This is a genomic window from Baekduia alba, from assembly GCF_028416635.1.
In the GTDB taxonomy this organism is placed as follows: domain Bacteria; phylum Actinomycetota; class Thermoleophilia; order Solirubrobacterales; family Solirubrobacteraceae; genus Baekduia; species Baekduia alba.
In genome coordinates this window covers 3,824,729-3,841,958 of the sequence record NZ_CP114013.1, presented here as the reverse complement: position 1 = coordinate 3,841,958, position 17,230 = coordinate 3,824,729, and the positions used below count along the sequence as shown (strand labels likewise).

Genomic DNA, 17,230 nt, shown 5'->3' with positions numbered 1-17,230 from the left:
GTGGCGACGGTCGCCGAACCCACCGAGGCGGCGCTCGTCGCGCGCGTCACGGAGCTGACCGAGCAGGCCGAGGCGCTGCCCGACCCGCACGCGCGCCAGCTCGCCGACGAGCTGGCCGCCGCGATCGTCCAGCTCTACGGCGAGGGCCTGGAGCGGATCGTCGCGGCGCTGGACGCCGGCGGCGTCGCCGCGCTGGCCGGCGACGAGCTCGTCGCCAACCTCCTGCTGATCCACGGCCTGCATCCGGTGCCGCTGGAGACGCGGGTGCAGGCGGCGCTGGACGGCGTGCGCCCGTACCTGGCGTCTCACGACGGCGACGTCGAGCTGCTGGGCCTGGTCGACGGGATCGCGTCGCTGCGCCTGCAGGGCTCGTGCAAGGGCTGCGGCGCGTCGCGGACCACGCTGGAGCTGGCGATCGAGCGCGCGCTGGAGGAGGCGGCGCCGGACCTGCGCGGCCTCGACGTCGAGGGCGTCGCGCCCGCGCCGCCCCGGCGCGAGGAGGACCTCGGCGGCGACGTCGAGTGGGTCGCGCTCGACGGCGCGGCGGACCTGGCCCGCGGCGCGATCGCGGCCGCCGCCGGGTTGTTGGTGGCCAACGTCGCCGGCACGCTGCTGGCCTACCACGACGCGTGCGCGGCCTGCGCCGCGCCGCTGACCGACGGCGTCCTGCTCGGCGGGCGCCTGACCTGCGCGACCTGCGGCGCGACGTTCGACCTGCCGCGCGCGGGGCGCTGTGTCGCGGACGGCGAGCTCCAGCTGCGGCCGGTGCCCCTGCTGCGCAACGGCGGCCCTGTCCGGGTGGCGCTGGTGCGATGAGCGCCGGCGGCGCCCAGGGGCTGCGGCGCATGGCCGCGTGGGCGGCGGCGCCGCCGCCCGCGCTCGCGACGGATCGGCCGGCGCCCAGCACCGCCCACTGCGAGCTGTGCCCGATCGGGATCGGCGAGCGCCACCGCCACCTCCTGCACCTGACCGAGCGCCGGATCGTCTGCGTCTGCGAGACGTGCTGGTCGCTGCGCTCCGGCGACCCGGAGTTCCGCCCGCCGGGCACGCGCACGCTGTGGCTCGAGGACTTCGCCCTGCCCGACGAGATCTGGGCGGCGTTCCAGATCCCGATCGGGCTCGCGTTCCTGCTGCGCAGCAGCGTCAGCGGCGGCGTCGTCGCGCTGTACCCGAGCCCCGCGGGCGCGACCGAGAGCGAGCTGGAGCTGGTGGCCTGGGACGCGCTGTGCGCGCGCAACCCGGTGCTCGACCGGCTCGAGCCCGACGCCGAGGCGCTGATCGTCGACCGCACGGGCGCGGCGCCGCGCTACGCGATCGTCGGCGTCGACCGCTGCTACGAGCTGGTCGGCCGCGTCAAGGCGGGGTGGTCGGGGATCTCCGGCGGCCCGGGCGTCACCGCGGCGGTCGACGCGTTCTTCGCCGACCTGCGCGCGCAGGCGGTGGTGGCGTGACCGTCGGCGCCGCGCAGCCGGTGCCCGACACGGCGGCGACCGACCCGGTGTTCTCGGTCCTCGGCGTCGCGCCGGTGGCCAACACGCTCACGCCCGCGCTGCGCTTCGACCTGCACGTCAGCGACCCGCTGGGCCGGCCGATCCACGTGCTGGCGCTGACGACCGCGATCCGGATCGACCCGGCGCGGCGCGCCTACGACGACGCGACGCGGGCGCGGCTCGTCGAGCTGTTCGGCGCGCCCGAGCGCTGGGCGGCGACGACGCAGGCGCTGCACTGGGCGTCGGTCGACGTGCTCGTCAAGGGCTTCACCGGCGCCACCTCGTTCGCGGTCGAGGTGCCCTACGGCTACGACCTGGAGGTCGCGGCGACCAAGTACCTGTACTCGCTGCCCGACGGCGTCGTGCCGCTCACGTTCCTGTTCACCGGCCTGGTGCTCTACGCGGGCGAGCACGATCGCCTCCAGGTCGCCCAGGTCCCGTGGAGCGCGATGGCACGCTGGCGGATGCCGCTGGCCGCCTTCCGCGACGCGCTCGCCGCCCACCATCCCGGCGGCGGCTGGGTGCGGCTGACGACCGACACGCTCGACGCGCTCGCGGCGCGCAAGGCGCTGCGCGGCGACCACAGCTTCGACGACACCGTCCGGGGGCTGCTGGGATGACCGCGCTCGACACGCTCGTCGAGACGCTGCTGTGGGAGGGCCACCAGCTCTACCCCTACACGCCGAGCGCGACCAAGAACCTGACGCCGACGCCGTTCGGCATCGTCTACCCGCCGTCCTACGCGGCGGGCGACCCGCACCGCTTCGCGCGCCTCAAGGTGCAGGCGATCGCCACCGACGCGGCGGCGTTCTCCGCGACCGTGCACTGCCTCGTGGCCGGCGCCGCCCACACGGTCGACGTGACGCCGGGCGCCGGCGTCGCGTTCGCACTCGGCTCCGTCGGCGGGACCGTCGCGATGGACGTCGAGGCCTTCGGGCCGCTGCGGCGCGTGACCGTCGAGGTGGCCAACACCACCGACTTGGCCGACGGCGCGAGCCGCGCCGACGCGCTGGAGGGCGCGCTGCTCTCCACGCACCTCGTCGTGCGCTGCGCTGCGCCCGGGCGCTTCTTCTCCCCGGTTGCGCCGCCGCCCGAGGCCGCCGCCGCGGTGATGGCGTGCGTGTCGGTCAACACCCATCCGGTGCTCGCGACCGAGGCCGACGACGCGATCCTCGGCGCCGCGATCTTCCTGCCCGACCACCCGCAGATCGCGCCCGAGAGCCGCGGCTCGCTGTTCGACGGGACCGAGATCGAGGAGGCGCTGCTCCTGCACGTCCTCGCGCTGAGCGACGGCGAGCGGGCCGAGCTGGAGGACGCCGATCCCGCGGTGCGCGCGATGCTCGCGCGGGCCGCCGCGGCGACGCCGAGCGACATCATGGCCTTGCACGGGCGCGTGACGCTGAGCGATCCGGCGCCGGTGGAGCAGGAGGTTCGTGGGGAGGAGGCGGTCGTCGTCGGCGACCGGCGCTTCGCCCGCGGCGGACACGTCGTCCTGCGCCCCGGGGTGGGGCGGGTCGGCGCCACCGACCACCTGCTCGCCGGCCGCAGCGCGACCATCGAGCGGATCTACATCGACTACGACGGCGACGTCCACCTCTGCGTGACCGTCGACGACGACCCCGGCCAGCAGCTCATGCGCGACATCGGCCGGTACCTGTACTTCAAGCCCGACGAGGTGGAGGCCCCCTGAGATGCGCGTGCCCGAGAAGCAGATCCTCGTCGCGGGCGTCGGCAACGCCTGGCTGCAGGACGACGCGTTCGGCGGCGAGTGCGCCCGGCGGTTCGAGGCGCGCGGCGTCCCGGACGGCGTGACCGTCATGGACTTCGGCACCGGCGGGTTGGACCTCGCCTACGAGATCATGCGCGGCTACGACGCGCTCGTGCTCCTCGACGCCAGCCGCCAGGGCGGCGCGCCTGGCACGTTGTACGTGTTGGAGCCCGACATGGAGGAGCTGGGCAAGCCGATCGAGGACGGCGACGTCATCAACCCGCACGGCATGGACCCGCAGACGATGCTGCGCTTCGTCGGCGCCATCGGCGGGTTCTCCGGCCGCGTCGTCGTCATCGGCTGCGAGCCCGGCGAGGTCGACGACGTCGGCCTCGGCCTGACGCCCGCGGTGGAGGGCGCCGTGGACCGCGCGCTCGCGCTGGTGTCCGAGACCCTCGACGAGCTGCGCCGCGACGCGGCCTATCCGGCGGCGGGCTGATGCACGAGTTCTCCATCGCCTCGGCGGTGGTGGCGACCGCCGCCAAGCACGCCGGCGGCCGGCGCGTGACCGTCGTCTCCCTGCGGCTCGGCGCGCTGCGCCAGGTCGTGCCCGACGCGCTGGCCTTCGCGTTCGCGATCGTGTCGCGCGAGACGGTCTGCGACGGCGCCCGCCTGACGTGGGAGAGCGTGCCGGTGCGCGTGCGCTGCGCGCCGTGCGACCGGACGTCGACGCTGGAGCGCCTGCCGCTGCGCTGCCCGCGCTGCGGCGACGGCGGCGTCGCGGTCGTCGCCGGCGAGGAGCTGGAGGTCGAGTCCATCGAGGTGGAGGAGGAAGCGGCATGCACCGCGTGAAGGTCCGCGTCGCCGAGGACGCGCTGGACGCCAACGCGACGATCGCCGCCGCCAACCGGGCGGACTTCGACCGCGCCGGCGTGGCCGTCGTCAACCTCATGAGCGCGCCCGGCGCGGGCAAGACCACCGTGTTGGAGCGGATCCTGGGCGACGGCCCGACGATCGGCGACGGCGTGCGCGTCGGGGTCCTCGAAGGCGACGTGCAGGGCAGCCTGGACGCCGACCGCCTCGCGCACCTCCACGTGCCGGTCGTCCAGCTCGACACCGGCAGCGGCTTCGGCGGCGAGTGCCACCTGGACGCCAACATGGTGCGGTCGGCCCTGCCGCTGCTGCCGCTCGACGACCTCGACCTGCTGATCGTCGAGAACGTCGGCAACCTCGTCTGCCCGGCCGAGTTCCGGATCGGCGAGGACGCGCGCATCATGGTGTCCTCGGTCGCCGAGGGCGACGACAAGCCGCTCAAGTACCCCTTGATGTTCCGGACCTGCGAGCTGGTCGTCGTCAACAAGGTGGACCTGCTCGAGCACGTCGACTTCGACCTCGACCGGTTCTTCTACCACCTCCAGGCCGTGCATCCAGGCGTCCCGCACCTGGAGGTCAGCGCCCGCACGGGCCAGGGCATCGACGCGCTGCGCGCCTGGCTCGCGCGGCTCCCCGACCGCGTGGGCGCGCCGGCGTGAGCGCACGCGCCGCCGCGCCGGCCGATCGCCTCGGCACGCTGGTGGCGGCGCGCACGGACGCCGGCGGGCGCTTCTTCGGCGCGGAGGCCGACCGGCTGGCGCGGCTCTGCCACCGGATGGCCGAGCGCTTCGCGCGCGGCGGGCGGCTGGTCGCGTTCGGCGCCGACGCTGCCGACCGCTCCGACGTCCGCCACGTCGCGGTCGAGTTCGTCCATCCGGTGATCGTCGGCAAGCGCGCGCTGCCCGCGCTGGGCATCGAGCCCGGCGAGGTCGCGCTCCTGGTGGCGCCCGACGACATCGCGATCGCCTTCGGCGCGGGCGCGGCGGTCGAGGGCGCGGTGGCCGCGGCGCGGGCGCGCGGCTGCTTGACGCTGGCCTTCGCGCCGGTCGGCGCCGACTGGGAGCTGCGGCCGCCGACCGACGACGCGTTCGTCGCCCAGGAGCTGGTCGAGACCAGCTACCACGTGCTGTGGGAGCTCGTCCACGTGTTCTTCGAGCACCGCGGCCTGCTCGCCGGCCGCGACGCGCGCGGCACCCACGACGCCGGCGCCTCGAGCTTCCTGTACCCCTTCCTCGCCGAGCAGGAGACCGACCTCGACGCGGTGCTCGCCGACGTGCGCGCCTCGATCGCCGCCAAGGCCGACGAGACCGCGGCGCTGCGCGCGCAGACCGTGGGCGACGGCCGCGCGGCGCTGACCGCGGCCGCCGCCGCGCTGCGCATGCGCCTGGACGCCGGCGGCGCGGTCCTCGCGCTGGGCAACGGCGGCTCGGCGACCGACGCGATGGACGCCGTGGCCGACCTGCGCGCGCCGCCGCCCGCCCGCCGCTGGCCTGCGCGGCGCGCGCTCGACCTCACCGCCGACAGCGCGATCCTCACCGCGATCGCCAACGACGTCGGGACCGAGGCGATCTTCGCCCGCCAGGTCATCGCCTACGGCGGCCCGGGCGACGCGCTCCTGGCGCTCTCGACCAGCGGCGGCTCCGCCAACGTGATCGCCGCGCTGGCCGAAGCCCGCCGGCGCGGGCTGGCGACGATCGCGTTCGTGGGCTACGACGGCGGGCGGATCGCCGCCGACGGGCTGGCCGACCACGTCGTCGTCACGCGCTCCGAGCACATCCCGCGCATCCAGGAGGCCCAGGCCACGGCGTGGCACGTCCTGCGGGAGCTGATCGAGGAGGCGCGCCCGTGATCGACGCCGACGAGCTGACGCACAGCGCGTTTCGCGGCGTCGTCGGCGCGCTGGCGATGACCGGGGTGCGGCGCTTCGCCGCGGAGCTCGGGCTGATCGGTCCCGCGCCACCGGAGCAGCTGACCTACGCGGCGGCGCCCAAGCTGCTGGGCAAGGTTGCGGAGGAGCGCCGGCCGGCGCTCGAGGACCTCGTGCACTGGACCGTCGGCGCCATGGGCGGCGTGGGGTTCGCGTTGCTGCCCGAGACGCTGCGCCGCGCGCCGTGGTCGGGGCCGGCCCACGGGATGGCGATCCTGCTGAGCTTCGAGGCCGTCGTCGCGCCGGCGCTCGGCCTGCCGCACCATCGGGTCAACGGCGTGCCCGCGCGCCTGGTGCTGGTCGCCGACCACCTGCTCTACGGCCTCGTCCTGTCCGAGCTGCGGGAGCGTCCGCGGCGATGAGCGCGGCGCCCGCGAGCACCGGGCGCCGGCGCGTGCGCGGCCACGTCGAGGGCACCGTCCAGGGCGTCGGCTTCCGGCCCTACGTGCACCGGCTGGCGCGCGAGCTCGGGCTGACCGGGACCGTCGGCAACGACGCGCACGGCGTCGTGCTGGAGGTCGAGGGCGAGGGCCGCGCGGTCGCCGCGTTCCTGCGCCGGCTGCCGGTCGAGGCGCCGCCGCTGGCCCACGTCGACGGCGTTCGCGTCCACGACGTGGCGCCTATCGATCAGGATTCCTTCGCGATCGTGGAGAGCGCGCGGGGCGGCGCGCCCGACGCGCTCGTCGTCCCCGACGCCGCGACCTGCGACGCATGCCTGGCCGAGCTGCGCGACCCGGCCGACCGCCGCCACCGCCACGCGTTCATCTCCTGCACGCACTGCGGCCCGCGCTTCACGATCGTGCGCGGCGTGCCCTACGACCGGCCGCTGACGACGATGGCCGGCTTCCCGATGTGCGCGGCGTGCCGGGCCGAGTACGAGGATCCGGCCGACCGGCGCTTCCACGCGCAGCCGATCGCGTGCCCGGACTGCGGGCCGCGGCTGGCGCTGCTCGGGGCCGACGTCGGCGACGCGGTCGACGCGGCGGCGGCCGCGGCGGCGCTGCTGCGGGCCGGCGCGATCGTCGCGGTCAAGGGCATCGGCGGCTACCACCTCGCGTGCCGCGCCGACGACGAGCGCGCGGTCGCCGCGCTGCGGGCCCGCAAGCACCGCGAGGACAAGCCGTTCGCGCTGATGGCCGCCGACGTCGCCGGCGCCCGGGCGCTGGTCGTGCTGGACGAGGACGAGGAGCGCCTGCTGCGCGGGCCCGCGCGGCCGATCGTCCTGGCCGCGCGTCGCGCCGGCGCGCCGGCGGCCCCGGCCGTCGCGCCGCATCGCCGCGAGCTCGGCGTGATGCTGCCCTACGCGCCGCTGCACCACCTGCTGCTCGCCGACGCCGGCGGCCCGCTCGTGCTGACCAGCGGCAACGTCTCCGACGAGCCGATCGCCTACCGCGACGCCGACGCGCGCGAGCGGCTCGCCCCGATCGCCGACGCGTTCCTGGCCCACGACCGCCCGATCCACATGCGCACCGACGACGGCGTCGTGCGGGTGGCGGTGGGCCGGCCGCGCGTGCTGCGCCGCTCGCGTGGCCACGTCCCTTCGCACCTGCCGCTGCCGGGCGGGGACGAGGCGCCGCCGCTGCTGGCCTGCGGCGCCGAGCTGAAGAGCACGTTCTGCGTCGCCCGCGACGGCCGCGCGTGGGTCAGCCACCACCTCGGCGACCTCCAGGACGCGGCGACGCGGGCGTCGTTCGTCGACGGCGTCGCGCACTTCGAGCGCCTGTTCGCCGTGGCGCCGGAGCTGGTCGTCCACGACCTCCATCCCGGCTACGCGTCCACGGCCTACGCGCTGGAGCGCGAGGGCGTCGCGACGCTCGGCGTCCAACACCATCACGCCCACCTGGCCGCGTGTCTGGCCGAGCACGGGCTCGACGGGCCGGCCGTCGGCGCGATCTACGACGGCAGCGGCTACGGCGCCGACGCGACGGTGTGGGGCGGCGAGCTGCTCGTCGGCGACGCGCGCGACTTCACGCGCGCGGGACATCTGCTCGCGGTGCCGCTGCCGGGCGGCGACCGCGCCGTGGCCGAGCCGTGGCGGATGGCGTGCGCCTGGCTGGCGGCGGTCGAGGACGACGTGGAGGTCCCGGCGCTCCCGGCCGCGCTGGCGCGCCACGTGACGCCGCGCCGCTGGGCCGACGTCGCGCGGCTGGCGCGCAGCGGGCTCGCGGCGCCGCCGACGACCAGCGCCGGGCGCCTGCTCGACGCGGTCGCCGCGCTCTGCGGCGTGCGGGCGACGGTGAGCTACGAGGGCCAGGCCGCGATCGAGCTGGAGGCGGTCGCCGATCGCGCCCAGCGGCGCGCCTATCCGCTGGAGGTCGGCGACGACCTCGTCCTCGACGCGCGCCCGACGATCCGCGCAGTGCGCGACGACCTCGCCGCCGGCGCGGCGGTGCCGGTCGTCTCCGCGCGGACGCACAACGCGCTGGCCGTGGCCACGGCGGAGGCGTGCGCGCGCGCCGCCGGCCGCGCGGGGACCGACATGGTGGTCTTGTCCGGCGGCGTGTTCCAGAACCGCCTGCTGCTGGAGGGCTGCCACGCCGACCTCACCCGGCGCGGCCTGCGCGTCCTGCATCCCGAGCGCCTGCCGTGCAACGACGGCGGCATCGCCTTCGGCCAGGCGGCGGTCGCCGCCGTGGGCCGCGCGGGCTGAGCGTCGGGCCCGCGCGACGGATAGCGTTCCGCCTCCGCACGATCCGGCGCGCGGGCGCCGGTTGGAACCAGACAGGGAGCAGGAACATGAACTACGCAGTGGCCCGGCCGAGCCCGGGCCGGCTCGTCATCGGGGACGTCCTCCCGGGCGCGAAGGTCCGCGACGTCGCGCTCGTCGTCGCCGGCGCCGCCCTCACCGCGCTGCTCGCGCAGGTCGCCGTGCACGTGCCGCCGTCGCCGGTGCCGGTCACCGGGCAGACGCTGGCCGTCGGCATCGTCGGCGCCACGCTCGGCGCGCGCCGTGGCGCGGCGGCGTTGATGCTGTACTTCCTGGCCGGGCTCGCCCTGCCGGTCTACGCCGACGGCAACTCCGGCTGGGACGTCGTCTGGGGGCCGAGCGGCGGCTATCTCGTCGGCTTCGTCGTCGCCGCGTTCGTCATCGGCCGGATGGCCGAGCGCGGCACCGACCGCCGCGTCCTGACCGCGTTCGCCGCGTTCGTCGTCGCCCAGGTCATCGTCTTCGCCTTCGGCCTCGTCGGGCTCAAGCTCGCCGTCGGCCAGGACTGGGGCTGGACGATCCACAACGGCTTCAGCATCTTCATCGTCGGCGGCCTCATCAAGGCCGCGGTCGGCGCGGCCGTGCTGCCGTCGGCCTGGCGGCTCGCGCCGTCCCGCCGCCAGGCATGATGTACTCCCGTGTTCCCAGATCGCCGGGCGGGGGCCTGGCGAGGGTTTTGGGTGCCCCATGAACCCAGGAAAGAAGGCAGGAGTGCAGAGCAAGAAGGTGCTGGCCGCGGCCGGCCTGGCCACGGTCGCCTTGGCGTCGGCGGCCTACGCCCAGACCGCGGGCAATCAGTACAGCGTCAGCGGCGGGACCAAGACGCGCGGCGGCACGGTCGCCAAGCCCAAGGCGGCGGACCTGAACTTCAAGTTCACGCTGTCCGACCCCGCCGGCAACGTCCCGCAGGTCGTCAAGACCTATGCCATCAAGGTCGAGGGGGGCAAGGTCAACACCTCGCTGATCCCCGGCTGCAAGGCGTCGGCGATGGACAACGCGGGCACCGACGACAAGTGCCCGAAGGGCTCGAAGGTCGGCAGCGGCAAGCTGACCGCGCTGATCGGCAAGAGCGGCACGGCGAAGGCGGACGCGCTGTCTTGCTCGCTGCCGTTCGGGCTGTACAACTCGGGCGGCGGCAAGGCCGCGCTGTGGATCGAGGCCAAGCCGCCGGCGTGCGCCGTCCCGGTCGCCCAGGCGGTCCCGGCCACCTGGACCAAGAGCGGCACGACCGCGGGCCTGACGTTCACGGTCCCGGACCTGCTGCGCCACCAGGTCGGCCTCGACCTCCCGGTCATCGACGCCTCGGCCGACATCGGCAAGATCGTCAAGAAGCGGAAGGGCAAGTCCGTCGGCTTCCTGGAGTCGACCGGCTGCAAGGACGGCAAGCGCGACTTCTCGGTCACGTTCACGACCGAGGACGGCCAGAGCCAGACGGTGGACAAGACGCTCAGCTACTGCTGAGCGCAGCAACTGCGTCACCGGCCGCGGTCCCGGCGGTCTGACAGTGCCTGAGCATCGTCGGACACCGGACCGCGGCCATCGCCGCCACCGCCGCGCTGTGCCTCGTCGCACCCGCGGTGGCGGCCGCCGCCGGCATCGACCCGCTCATCGACGAGACGGGGGACCCGCCCGGCCAGGTCGAGCACGGCCCCTCCTCGTACACGACGATGTCACCGGTCTCGAAGGCCGTGGCGGTCGTCGACGAGGTCAGCGGGTTTCGCTACTTCGACTCGCGCGACCTGCTCGGGTTCGTCCACGGCACCGCGAACCCGACGGGCGCCGAGCTGCCCGGGGCGTCGTTCATCGCCGAGGGCGACGATCCGGACTTCGCCGGCGGCAGCTACGTCGTCGTGCAGAAGTACGTCCACGACCTGGCGGCGTGGGGCGCGCTGGACGCCGCGACCCAGGAGGCCATCATCGGCCGGACCAAGGCCGACAACATCGAGCTCGACGGCGCCGCCGCGGCCGGTGTTCGGGGATGCGTGTCGACTGGTGGTCCATAGAGGACCACCACTCGACACACATCGCGATTCGGGCCGAACCGCCCGCCACGAGCGCGCCCCGCTGAGCGCGAGCCCGCTCTGCGCTGACTACCCCGCGAGCACGAGGTCGACGTAGCCGTCGGCGATCGCGTCGGCGTCCAGGCGGCCGCGCGGCCGGTACCACTGCGCGGTGTGGTTGACCATGCCGAGCAGCGCCGAGAGCGTCAGCCGCGCGTCGCCCAGGCGGGCGCGGCCCTCGGCGTCGATCCGCGCCAGCAGCCCTTCGACGAGCTGCTCGAACTGCTTGCGGCCGCGCCGGACCTCGGCCCACTGGTCGCCGTGGTCGATGACGTGGCGCTCCTGCAGGAACACCAGCATGTGGTCGCGGTGGGCGATCACGTGGCCGACCCACAGCCGGACGAGCGCGCGCAGCTGGTCGCCGGCGTCGGCGTCCTCGTCGGCCAGCACCGCGCGCGCCTCGCCGAGCAGCGGGTCCATCAGCTGGTCGCAGATCGCGATCAGCAGCTGCTCCTTGCCGCCGAAGTAGTGGTACAGGCTGCCCGCGGCGATCCCGAGCTCCTCGGCGAGCTGCGGGACGCTGGTCTGGTCGTAGCCGCGCTCGGCGAAGACGCGCGCGGCGCCCACGACGACCTCGGCCCGGCGGCGGTCGTAGCGCGCGCGGAGCGCGGGGCGGTCGGGCCGCGTCGGCATCGCCGCGGACTCTATCGAATGGTCATTCGAACTTCGAACGATCATTCAGTAGCATCGCGCCCATGCTCTTCGACCTCGACGACGACACCCAGCTGCTGCAGCGCACCGTGCGCGACTTCGCGACCGGCGAGGTCGCCCCGGTGGCCGAGGAGCTGGACCGCACGAAGGCGTTCCCGTACGAGCTGGTCGCCAAGATGGGCGAGCTGGGGTGGATGGGCATCCCGTTCCCCGAGGAGGTCGGCGGCGCCGGCGGGAGCTCGCTGCAGTACGCGATCGCCGTCGAGGAGCTGACGCGGATCGACTCGTCGGTCGCGATCACGATGTGCGCGCACACGTCGCTCGGCACGCAGCCGATCTACCTCTTCGGCAGCGACGACCAGAAGGAGCGCCTGCTCCCGGACCTCTGCGCCGGGCGCAAGCTCGGGGCCTTCGGCCTGACCGAGCCCGAGGCGGGGTCCGACGCGGGCAACGTCAAGACGCGCGCCGCGCTGGACGGCGACACCTGGGTCGTCGACGGCGCGAAGCAGTTCATCACCAACGCGGGCACGACGATCTCCGGCCACGTCGCGATCACCGCCCGGACCGGCGAGAACCAGATCTCCAACATCATCGTCGAGAACGGGACGCCCGGCTACGAGCAGGGCACGCCGTATCGCAAGATGGGGTGGAACGCGTCGGACACGCGGCCGCTGACCTTCGACGGCTGCCGCGTCCCGGAGGACAACCTGCTCGGGCCGCGCGGGAGCGGCTTCAAGCAGTTCCTCCACATCCTGGACATCGGCCGGATCGGCGTCGCCGCGATGGGCGTCGGCCTGGCGCAGGGCGCGCTGGACGAGGCGCTGAAGTACGCCAAGGAGCGCAAGGCGTTCGGCCAGTCGATCTCCAAGTTCCAGTCCATCCAAGCCAAGCTGTCGGACATGGCGACCGAGATCGAGGCCGCGCGCCTGCTGACCTACAAGGCCGCGTGGCTGAAGGACCAGGGCCGCAACTTCACGCTGACCGCCGCGCAGGCGAAGCTGAAGACGGGCCGGCTGGCGGTGCGCTGCACCGAGGAGGCCGTGCAGATCCACGGCGGCTACGGCTTCATCGAGGAGTACCCGGTCTGCCGCTTCTACCGCGACGCCAAGATCCTCACGATCGGCGAGGGCACCGACGAGGTCCAGCAGATGGTCATCGCCCGCGCGCTGGGGGCGTAGGACACCATGTCGCTGCCGTCGTCCGCACGGATCCGCGAGGTCGGCCCCCGGGACGGGTTCCAGAACGAGCCCGAGGTCATCGCCACCGACGACAAGGTCCGGTTGGTGGACCTGCTCGGCGCCACCGGCGTCCAGCGCCTGGAGGTGACGTCGTTCGTCCGCGCCGACGTCATCCCGCAGCTGGCCGACGGCGCCGCGGTGCTGGAGCGGATGCGGGTCCCCGACGCCGTCGACGTCACCGTGCTGATCCCCAACGAGCGCGGGTTCGACAACGCGCTGGCCCACCGGGAGCGGTTCGGGGAGATCAACTGCTTCCTGTCAGCCAGCGAGTCCCACAACAAGGCCAACGTCAACCGCACGATCGAGGAGTCGCTCGTCGGGCTGGAGCGCGTGATCGGCCGCGCGGTCGGCGAGGGCCTGCGCGCCGAGGCGGTGGTCAGCGTGGCGTTCGGCTGCCCATACGAGGGCCACGTGCCGCCGGAGCGCGTGTTCGCGATCGCGCAGCGCCTGGTCGCGGCGGGCGCGAGCGAGATCGGCTTCGGCGACACCACCGGCATGGCCAACCCCGTGCAGGTGCGCGAGTTCTTTGGGCAGGCGCGCAGCGCGCTCGGTGACGACGTCGAGCTGACCGCGCACTTCCACAACACGCGCGGGCAGGGGCTGGCGAACGTCTACGCGGCGCTGGAGGCGGGGTGCGCGTCGTTCGAGTCCTCGTTCGGCGAGCTCGGCGGCTGCCCGGTCCCGGCGGGCGCGACCGGGAACATCGCGACCGAGGACCTGGTGTCGATGCTGCACGAGATGGGGATCGCGACCGGGATCGACCTGGAGGCGCTGCTCGTCGCCGCGCGCGCGGCCCGCGACGTCCTCGGCCGGCCGCTGGGCAGCCACACGCTGGTCGCGGGGCCCGTGGACTGGCGGGACGCGCGGTGAGCGGCCTGCGCGCGCTGAGCCCGGTCCTGATCGCCAACCGCGGCGAGATCGCGATCCGCGTCGCGCGGACGGCGCGCGACCTGGGGCTGGCAACCGTGGGGGTCGTGACGGACGCCGACGCCGTCGCGGCGCACGCCGACGCGACCGACGTGGTGGTGGCGATCGAGTCCTACCTCGACGCCGACGAGCTGCTGCGCGCGGCGCGGGCGGCGGGCGCGCGGTCGGTCCATCCCGGCTACGGGTTCCTGAGCGAGAACGCGGCGTTCGCGCGCGCGGTCGCCGACGCGGGGCTGGTGTGGATCGGGCCGCCGCCGGCCGCGATCGAGCTGATGGGCGACAAGGGCGCGGCCAAGGACGCGGCGGCGGCCGCCGGCGTCCCGGTCGTGCCGGCCGGCGACGGCGACGGCGGCGGCTGGGCGGGCGGGTTCCCTCTCATCGTCAAGGCCGTGGCGGGCGGGGGCGGCAAGGGCATGCGCGTGGTACGCGCCGCCGGGGAGCTGGAGGCGGCGACGGCCGCCGCCCAGCGCGAGGCGCTGGCCGCCTTCGGCGACGACCGCGTGATCGTCGAGCGCTACCTGGAGCGCCCGCGCCACCTCGAGATCCAGGTGCTGGCCGACGCCCACGGCACGGTCGTGCACCTCGGCGAGCGCGAGTGCTCGCTGCAGCGGCGCCACCAGAAGGTCGTCGAGGAGGCGCCCTCGCCGGCCGTCGGCCCTGAGCTGCGGGCGCGCATGGGCGAGGCCGCGGTCGCGCTCGCGCGCGCCTGCGAGTACGAGGGCGTCGGCACCGTCGAGTTCATCGCCACCGGCGACGCGTCCAAGTACTACTTCTTGGAGATGAACACGCGGTTGCAGGTCGAGCATCCGGTGACCGAGTTGGTGTACGGGTTGGACCTGGTCGAGCAGCAGCTGCGCGTCGCGGCCGGCGAGCCGCTGGCGCTCGACCAGGACGCGCTCGTCCCGCGCGGCCACGCGGTCGAGGCGCGGCTGTACGCCGAGGACCCAGCGGCGGGGTTCCTCCCCGCGACGGGGACCGTCCGGGTCTACGCGGAGCCGCGGGGCGAAGGCGTACGGGTCGACTCCGGCATCCGGGAGGGCAGCGAGGTCGGCACGTCCTACGACCCGATGCTGGCCAAGGTCATCGCCCACGGCCCGGACCGCGCGACCGCCCTGGATCGCCTGGACCGTGCGCTGGCGACCTACGCGATCGCGGGCGTGACGACCAACGCCGCCTTCAGCCGCGCGCTGCTCGCGCGCGCCGACGTCCGCGCCGGCGAGCAGGACACGGGCCTGCTGGAGCGGGTGCTGGAGGAGCTCGCCGTCGCGCCGCCGGACGACCTCGCCGCCGCCGCGATGCTCGTCGCCGCCGGAACGCCAAGGCCCGCCGGGCCGTGGCGCCGCCCGCTGGACGACCTCGGCGAGGCCCGCGTGGGCGACGGCACGGTGACGATCGGCGATCGCCGGTGGGAGGGCGCCGCGCTGCGCCCCGCCGGCGCGGACGGCCACTGGCTCGTCACGCTCGACGGGGTCACGCGCCGCTACGCGATCGCCGCCGGCGACGCGGCGGTCAGCGTCTTCCGCGACGGCCACCACCTCGAGGTCCGGACCGAGCGCCAGGCGCGCAGCGGCGCGGCGGCGCTCGCCGGCTCGCTCGCGGCGCCGATGCCCGGGACGGTCTGGGCGGTGAACGTCGCCAACGGCGACCGGGTCGCGGAGGGCGACGTGCTGATCGTGTTGGAGTCGATGAAGATGGAGCTGTCGATCGCGGCGCCGTGCGACGGCGTCGTCGCCGGGCTGGAGCTGAGCGCGGGCGACCGCGTCGCTCTCAAGCAGCCGCTCGTCGCGGTCGTCGCCGACACCGAGGAGGCCGCATGACTCGCGCAGAGCGCTCGCAAACGGTAGGCCGCATGACTCGCGCAGAGCGCCCGCAAGCGGTAGGCGGCATGAGCCGCGACGCGCATCTCGCGCTCATCGAGGACCTGGACGAGCGCCTCGCGCGCGTCCGCGCCGGGGGCGGCGAGCGCGCGCGGCAGCGCCACGTCGACCGCGGCAAGCTGCTGCCGCGCGAGCGCGTCGAGCGCCTCTGCGATCCGGGCGCGCCGTTCCTGGAGCTCAGCGCGCTCGCCGCCGAGGAGCTGTACGACGGCGACGCGCCCGGCGCGGGCGTGGTCGCCGGCATCGGCGTGGTCGAGGGCCGGCAAGTCATCGTGATTGCCAACGACGCCACCGTCAAGGGCGGTACCTACTACCCCATGACGGTCAAGAAGCACCTGCGCGCGCAGGAGATCGCGCTGCACAACCGCCTGCCCTGCGTCTACCTCGTGGACTCCGGCGGCGCGTTCCTGCCGATGCAGGACGAGGTCTTCCCCGACCGCGAGCACTTCGGCCGCATCTTCTACAACCAGGCCAACCTGTCCAAGCTGGGCATCCCGCAGATCGCGTGCGTCATGGGGTCGTGCACGGCGGGTGGCGCGTACGTGCCGGCGATGAGCGACGAGACCGTCATCGTCCGCAACCAGGGCACGATCTTCCTCGGCGGCCCGCCGCTGGTGAAGGCCGCGACCGGCGAGGTCGTCACCGCCGAGGAGCTGGGCGGCGGCGACGTCCACGCGCGCACCTCCGGCGTCGTCGACCACCTCGCCGAGGACGACGACCACGCGCTGGAGATCGTGCGCTCGATCGTCGCGACGCTCCCGCCCGACGCGACGCCGCCGTGGCAGCGCGCCGCGCCGCGCCCGCCGCTCGAGGACGCCGACACGCTCCTCGACGTCGTCCCGACCGACGCGCGCACGCCCTACGACGCCCGCGACCTCCTGCGCCGCGTCGTCGACGGCGGCGAGCTGCACGAGTTCAAGGAGCTGTACGGCACGACGGTCGTCACCGCCTTCGCGCACCTCGACGGCCACCCGGTCGGGATCATCGCCAACAACGGGATCCTGTTCAGCGAGTCGTCGCTGAAGGCCGCGCACTTCATCGAGCTCTGCGACCGCCGCGAGATCCCGATCCTGTTCTTCCAGAACATCTCCGGGTTCATGGTGGGCAAGGACTACGAGGCGGGCGGCATCGCCAAGGACGGCGCGAAGCTCGTCACCGCCGTCGCGACCGCGCGCGTGCCCAAGATCACCGTCATCGTCGGCGGCTCGTTCGGCGCCGGCAACTACGGGATGTGCGGCCGCGCCTACTCGCCGCGGTTCCTGTTCATGTGGCCCAACGCGCGGATCAGCGTCATGGGCGGCGAGCAGGCGGCGACGGTCATGACCGAGGTCGGCCAGGCGGAGGTCGGCGCCCAGCTCAAGGAGCAGTACGACCAGCAGGGGCTGCCGTGGTACTCGACCGCCCGCCTGTGGGACGACGGGGTGATCGACCCGCGCGACACGCGCACGGTCCTGTCGCGCGCGCTGGCCGCGTGCGCCAACGCGCCGCTGGAGCCGGTCGGCTACGGCGTCTTCCGCATGTAGGCGCCGTCCTGCGAACATCGACCTGATGGCCTTGCGCGTCCACGACCCCGGCGCATGTCGCACTGCGCGGCGGGTTGCGGACGGCGCTCGTCCTGCCGGCCGTGTTCGCCATCGCGAGCCTGTGGTGGGACGACCGCCAGGCGTCGATCGTCGTGGCCTTCGGGACGGTCGCGTTCCTCGTCTGACCGGGACGCGCCAGGAGCTCGCGGCCCACGCCTCGATGCGCTCGGTGTGGTGGCGCAACAGCGT

General features: G+C 74.7%; 17 protein-coding genes and 1 pseudogene. 17 read left to right on the top strand and 1 reads right to left on the bottom strand.

All coding sequences use genetic code 11. The annotated features are described in order from the left end of the window. The 13 genes and pseudogenes from DSM104299_RS19295 to DSM104299_RS29445 all read left to right on the top strand — a co-directional run. On the top strand, positions 1–816 hold the full coding sequence (locus tag DSM104299_RS19295; protein ID WP_272473275.1) for a NifU family protein: 816 nt from the start codon (positions 1–3) through the stop codon (positions 814–816). Continuing rightward, positions 813–1,451, top strand: a complete 639-nt coding sequence (locus DSM104299_RS19290; protein ID WP_272473274.1) for a DUF5947 family protein — start codon at positions 813–815, stop codon at positions 1,449–1,451. Before DSM104299_RS19295 ends, DSM104299_RS19290 begins: the two co-directional genes overlap by 4 nt. Further along, on the top strand, positions 1,448–2,110 hold the full coding sequence (locus DSM104299_RS19285; protein ID WP_272473273.1) for a DUF6084 family protein: 663 nt from the start codon (positions 1,448–1,450) through the stop codon (positions 2,108–2,110). The genes DSM104299_RS19290 and DSM104299_RS19285 overlap by 4 nt, the downstream gene beginning before the upstream one ends. Continuing rightward, positions 2,107–3,180, top strand: a complete 1,074-nt coding sequence (locus DSM104299_RS19280; RefSeq protein ID WP_272473272.1) for a hypothetical protein — start codon at positions 2,107–2,109, stop codon at positions 3,178–3,180. Before DSM104299_RS19285 ends, DSM104299_RS19280 begins: the two co-directional genes overlap by 4 nt. A 1-nt stretch (position 3,181) precedes the next feature. Beyond that, entirely contained in the window at positions 3,182–3,697 is a 516-nt protein-coding gene (locus DSM104299_RS19275) for a hydrogenase maturation protease (RefSeq protein ID WP_272473271.1), read from the top strand. Further along, positions 3,697–4,050, top strand: coding sequence for a hydrogenase maturation nickel metallochaperone HypA (gene hypA, locus DSM104299_RS19270; RefSeq protein WP_272473270.1), 354 nt, complete (start codon positions 3,697–3,699; stop codon positions 4,048–4,050). The genes DSM104299_RS19275 and hypA overlap by 1 nt, the downstream gene beginning before the upstream one ends. Continuing rightward, positions 4,038–4,730, top strand: a complete 693-nt coding sequence (hypB, locus tag DSM104299_RS19265; protein ID WP_272473269.1) for a hydrogenase nickel incorporation protein HypB — start codon at positions 4,038–4,040, stop codon at positions 4,728–4,730. The genes hypA and hypB overlap by 13 nt, the downstream gene beginning before the upstream one ends. Continuing rightward, positions 4,727–5,920, top strand: a complete 1,194-nt coding sequence (locus DSM104299_RS19260; RefSeq protein ID WP_272473268.1) for a D-sedoheptulose-7-phosphate isomerase — start codon at positions 4,727–4,729, stop codon at positions 5,918–5,920. Before hypB ends, DSM104299_RS19260 begins: the two co-directional genes overlap by 4 nt. Continuing rightward, positions 5,917–6,360, top strand: coding sequence for a hypothetical protein (locus tag DSM104299_RS19255; RefSeq protein WP_272473267.1), 444 nt, complete (start codon positions 5,917–5,919; stop codon positions 6,358–6,360). Before DSM104299_RS19260 ends, DSM104299_RS19255 begins: the two co-directional genes overlap by 4 nt. Next, positions 6,357–8,648, top strand: coding sequence for a carbamoyltransferase HypF (hypF, locus tag DSM104299_RS19250; protein WP_272473266.1), 2,292 nt, complete (start codon positions 6,357–6,359; stop codon positions 8,646–8,648). Before DSM104299_RS19255 ends, hypF begins: the two co-directional genes overlap by 4 nt. Positions 8,649–8,734: 86 nt before the next feature. Further along, a complete protein-coding gene (locus DSM104299_RS19245) occupies positions 8,735–9,334 on the top strand; it encodes a biotin transporter BioY (RefSeq protein ID WP_272473265.1) in 600 nt (199 codons plus the stop codon). A gap of 58 nt (positions 9,335–9,392) precedes the next feature. Beyond that, on the top strand, positions 9,393–10,166 hold the full coding sequence (locus DSM104299_RS19240) for a hypothetical protein (protein WP_272473264.1): 774 nt from the start codon (positions 9,393–9,395) through the stop codon (positions 10,164–10,166). A gap of 227 nt (positions 10,167–10,393) precedes the next feature. Continuing rightward, a pseudogene (locus tag DSM104299_RS29445) lies at positions 10,394–10,657 on the top strand (Dyp-type peroxidase); the annotation flags it as partial. Positions 10,658–10,795: 138 nt separating this feature from the next. On the opposite strand, the gene DSM104299_RS19230 reads toward DSM104299_RS29445, so the two are convergent. Further along, on the bottom strand, positions 10,796–11,398 hold the full coding sequence (locus tag DSM104299_RS19230; RefSeq protein ID WP_272473262.1) for a TetR/AcrR family transcriptional regulator: 603 nt from the start codon (positions 11,396–11,398) through the stop codon (positions 10,796–10,798). 62 nt (positions 11,399–11,460) lie between these two features. Here DSM104299_RS19230 and DSM104299_RS19225 point away from each other — a divergent pair, with 62 nt between their 5' ends. The 4 genes from DSM104299_RS19225 to DSM104299_RS19210 all read left to right on the top strand — a co-directional run bounded on the left by DSM104299_RS19225 (position 11,461) and on the right by DSM104299_RS19210 (position 16,981). Next, positions 11,461–12,594: an acyl-CoA dehydrogenase family protein gene (locus tag DSM104299_RS19225; protein ID WP_272473261.1), complete on the top strand. Its 1,134-nt coding sequence runs from the start codon at positions 11,461–11,463 to the stop codon at positions 12,592–12,594. A 6-nt stretch (positions 12,595–12,600) separates the two neighbouring features. Next, positions 12,601–13,524, top strand: a complete 924-nt coding sequence (locus tag DSM104299_RS19220; RefSeq protein ID WP_272473260.1) for a hydroxymethylglutaryl-CoA lyase — start codon at positions 12,601–12,603, stop codon at positions 13,522–13,524. After that, positions 13,521–15,398, top strand: a complete 1,878-nt coding sequence (locus DSM104299_RS19215; RefSeq protein WP_272473259.1) for an ATP-binding protein — start codon at positions 13,521–13,523, stop codon at positions 15,396–15,398. The genes DSM104299_RS19220 and DSM104299_RS19215 overlap by 4 nt, the downstream gene beginning before the upstream one ends. A 68-nt stretch (positions 15,399–15,466) precedes the next feature. Beyond that, positions 15,467–16,981, top strand: coding sequence for an acyl-CoA carboxylase subunit beta (locus tag DSM104299_RS19210; protein ID WP_272473258.1), 1,515 nt, complete (start codon positions 15,467–15,469; stop codon positions 16,979–16,981). Positions 16,982–17,230: the final 249 nt, after the last annotated feature.

Coding starts and splice junctions, on each gene's coding strand:
- DSM104299_RS19230 (WP_272473262.1), bottom strand. CDS start 11,398: ATGCCGACGCGGCCCGACCGCCCCGCGCTCCGCGCGCGCTACGACCGC.
- hypA (WP_272473270.1), top strand. CDS start 3,697: ATGCACGAGTTCTCCATCGCCTCGGCGGTGGTGGCGACCGCCGCCAAG.
- DSM104299_RS19280 (WP_272473272.1), top strand. CDS start 2,107: ATGACCGCGCTCGACACGCTCGTCGAGACGCTGCTGTGGGAGGGCCAC.
- DSM104299_RS19245 (WP_272473265.1), top strand. CDS start 8,735: ATGAACTACGCAGTGGCCCGGCCGAGCCCGGGCCGGCTCGTCATCGGG.
- DSM104299_RS19275 (WP_272473271.1), top strand. CDS start 3,182: ATGCGCGTGCCCGAGAAGCAGATCCTCGTCGCGGGCGTCGGCAACGCC.
- DSM104299_RS19210 (WP_272473258.1), top strand. CDS start 15,467: ATGAGCCGCGACGCGCATCTCGCGCTCATCGAGGACCTGGACGAGCGC.
- hypF (WP_272473266.1), top strand. CDS start 6,357: ATGAGCGCGGCGCCCGCGAGCACCGGGCGCCGGCGCGTGCGCGGCCAC.
- DSM104299_RS19240 (WP_272473264.1), top strand. CDS start 9,393: ATGAACCCAGGAAAGAAGGCAGGAGTGCAGAGCAAGAAGGTGCTGGCC.
- hypB (WP_272473269.1), top strand. CDS start 4,038: ATGCACCGCGTGAAGGTCCGCGTCGCCGAGGACGCGCTGGACGCCAAC.
- DSM104299_RS19220 (WP_272473260.1), top strand. CDS start 12,601: ATGTCGCTGCCGTCGTCCGCACGGATCCGCGAGGTCGGCCCCCGGGAC.
- DSM104299_RS19225 (WP_272473261.1), top strand. CDS start 11,461: ATGCTCTTCGACCTCGACGACGACACCCAGCTGCTGCAGCGCACCGTG.
- DSM104299_RS19290 (WP_272473274.1), top strand. CDS start 813: ATGAGCGCCGGCGGCGCCCAGGGGCTGCGGCGCATGGCCGCGTGGGCG.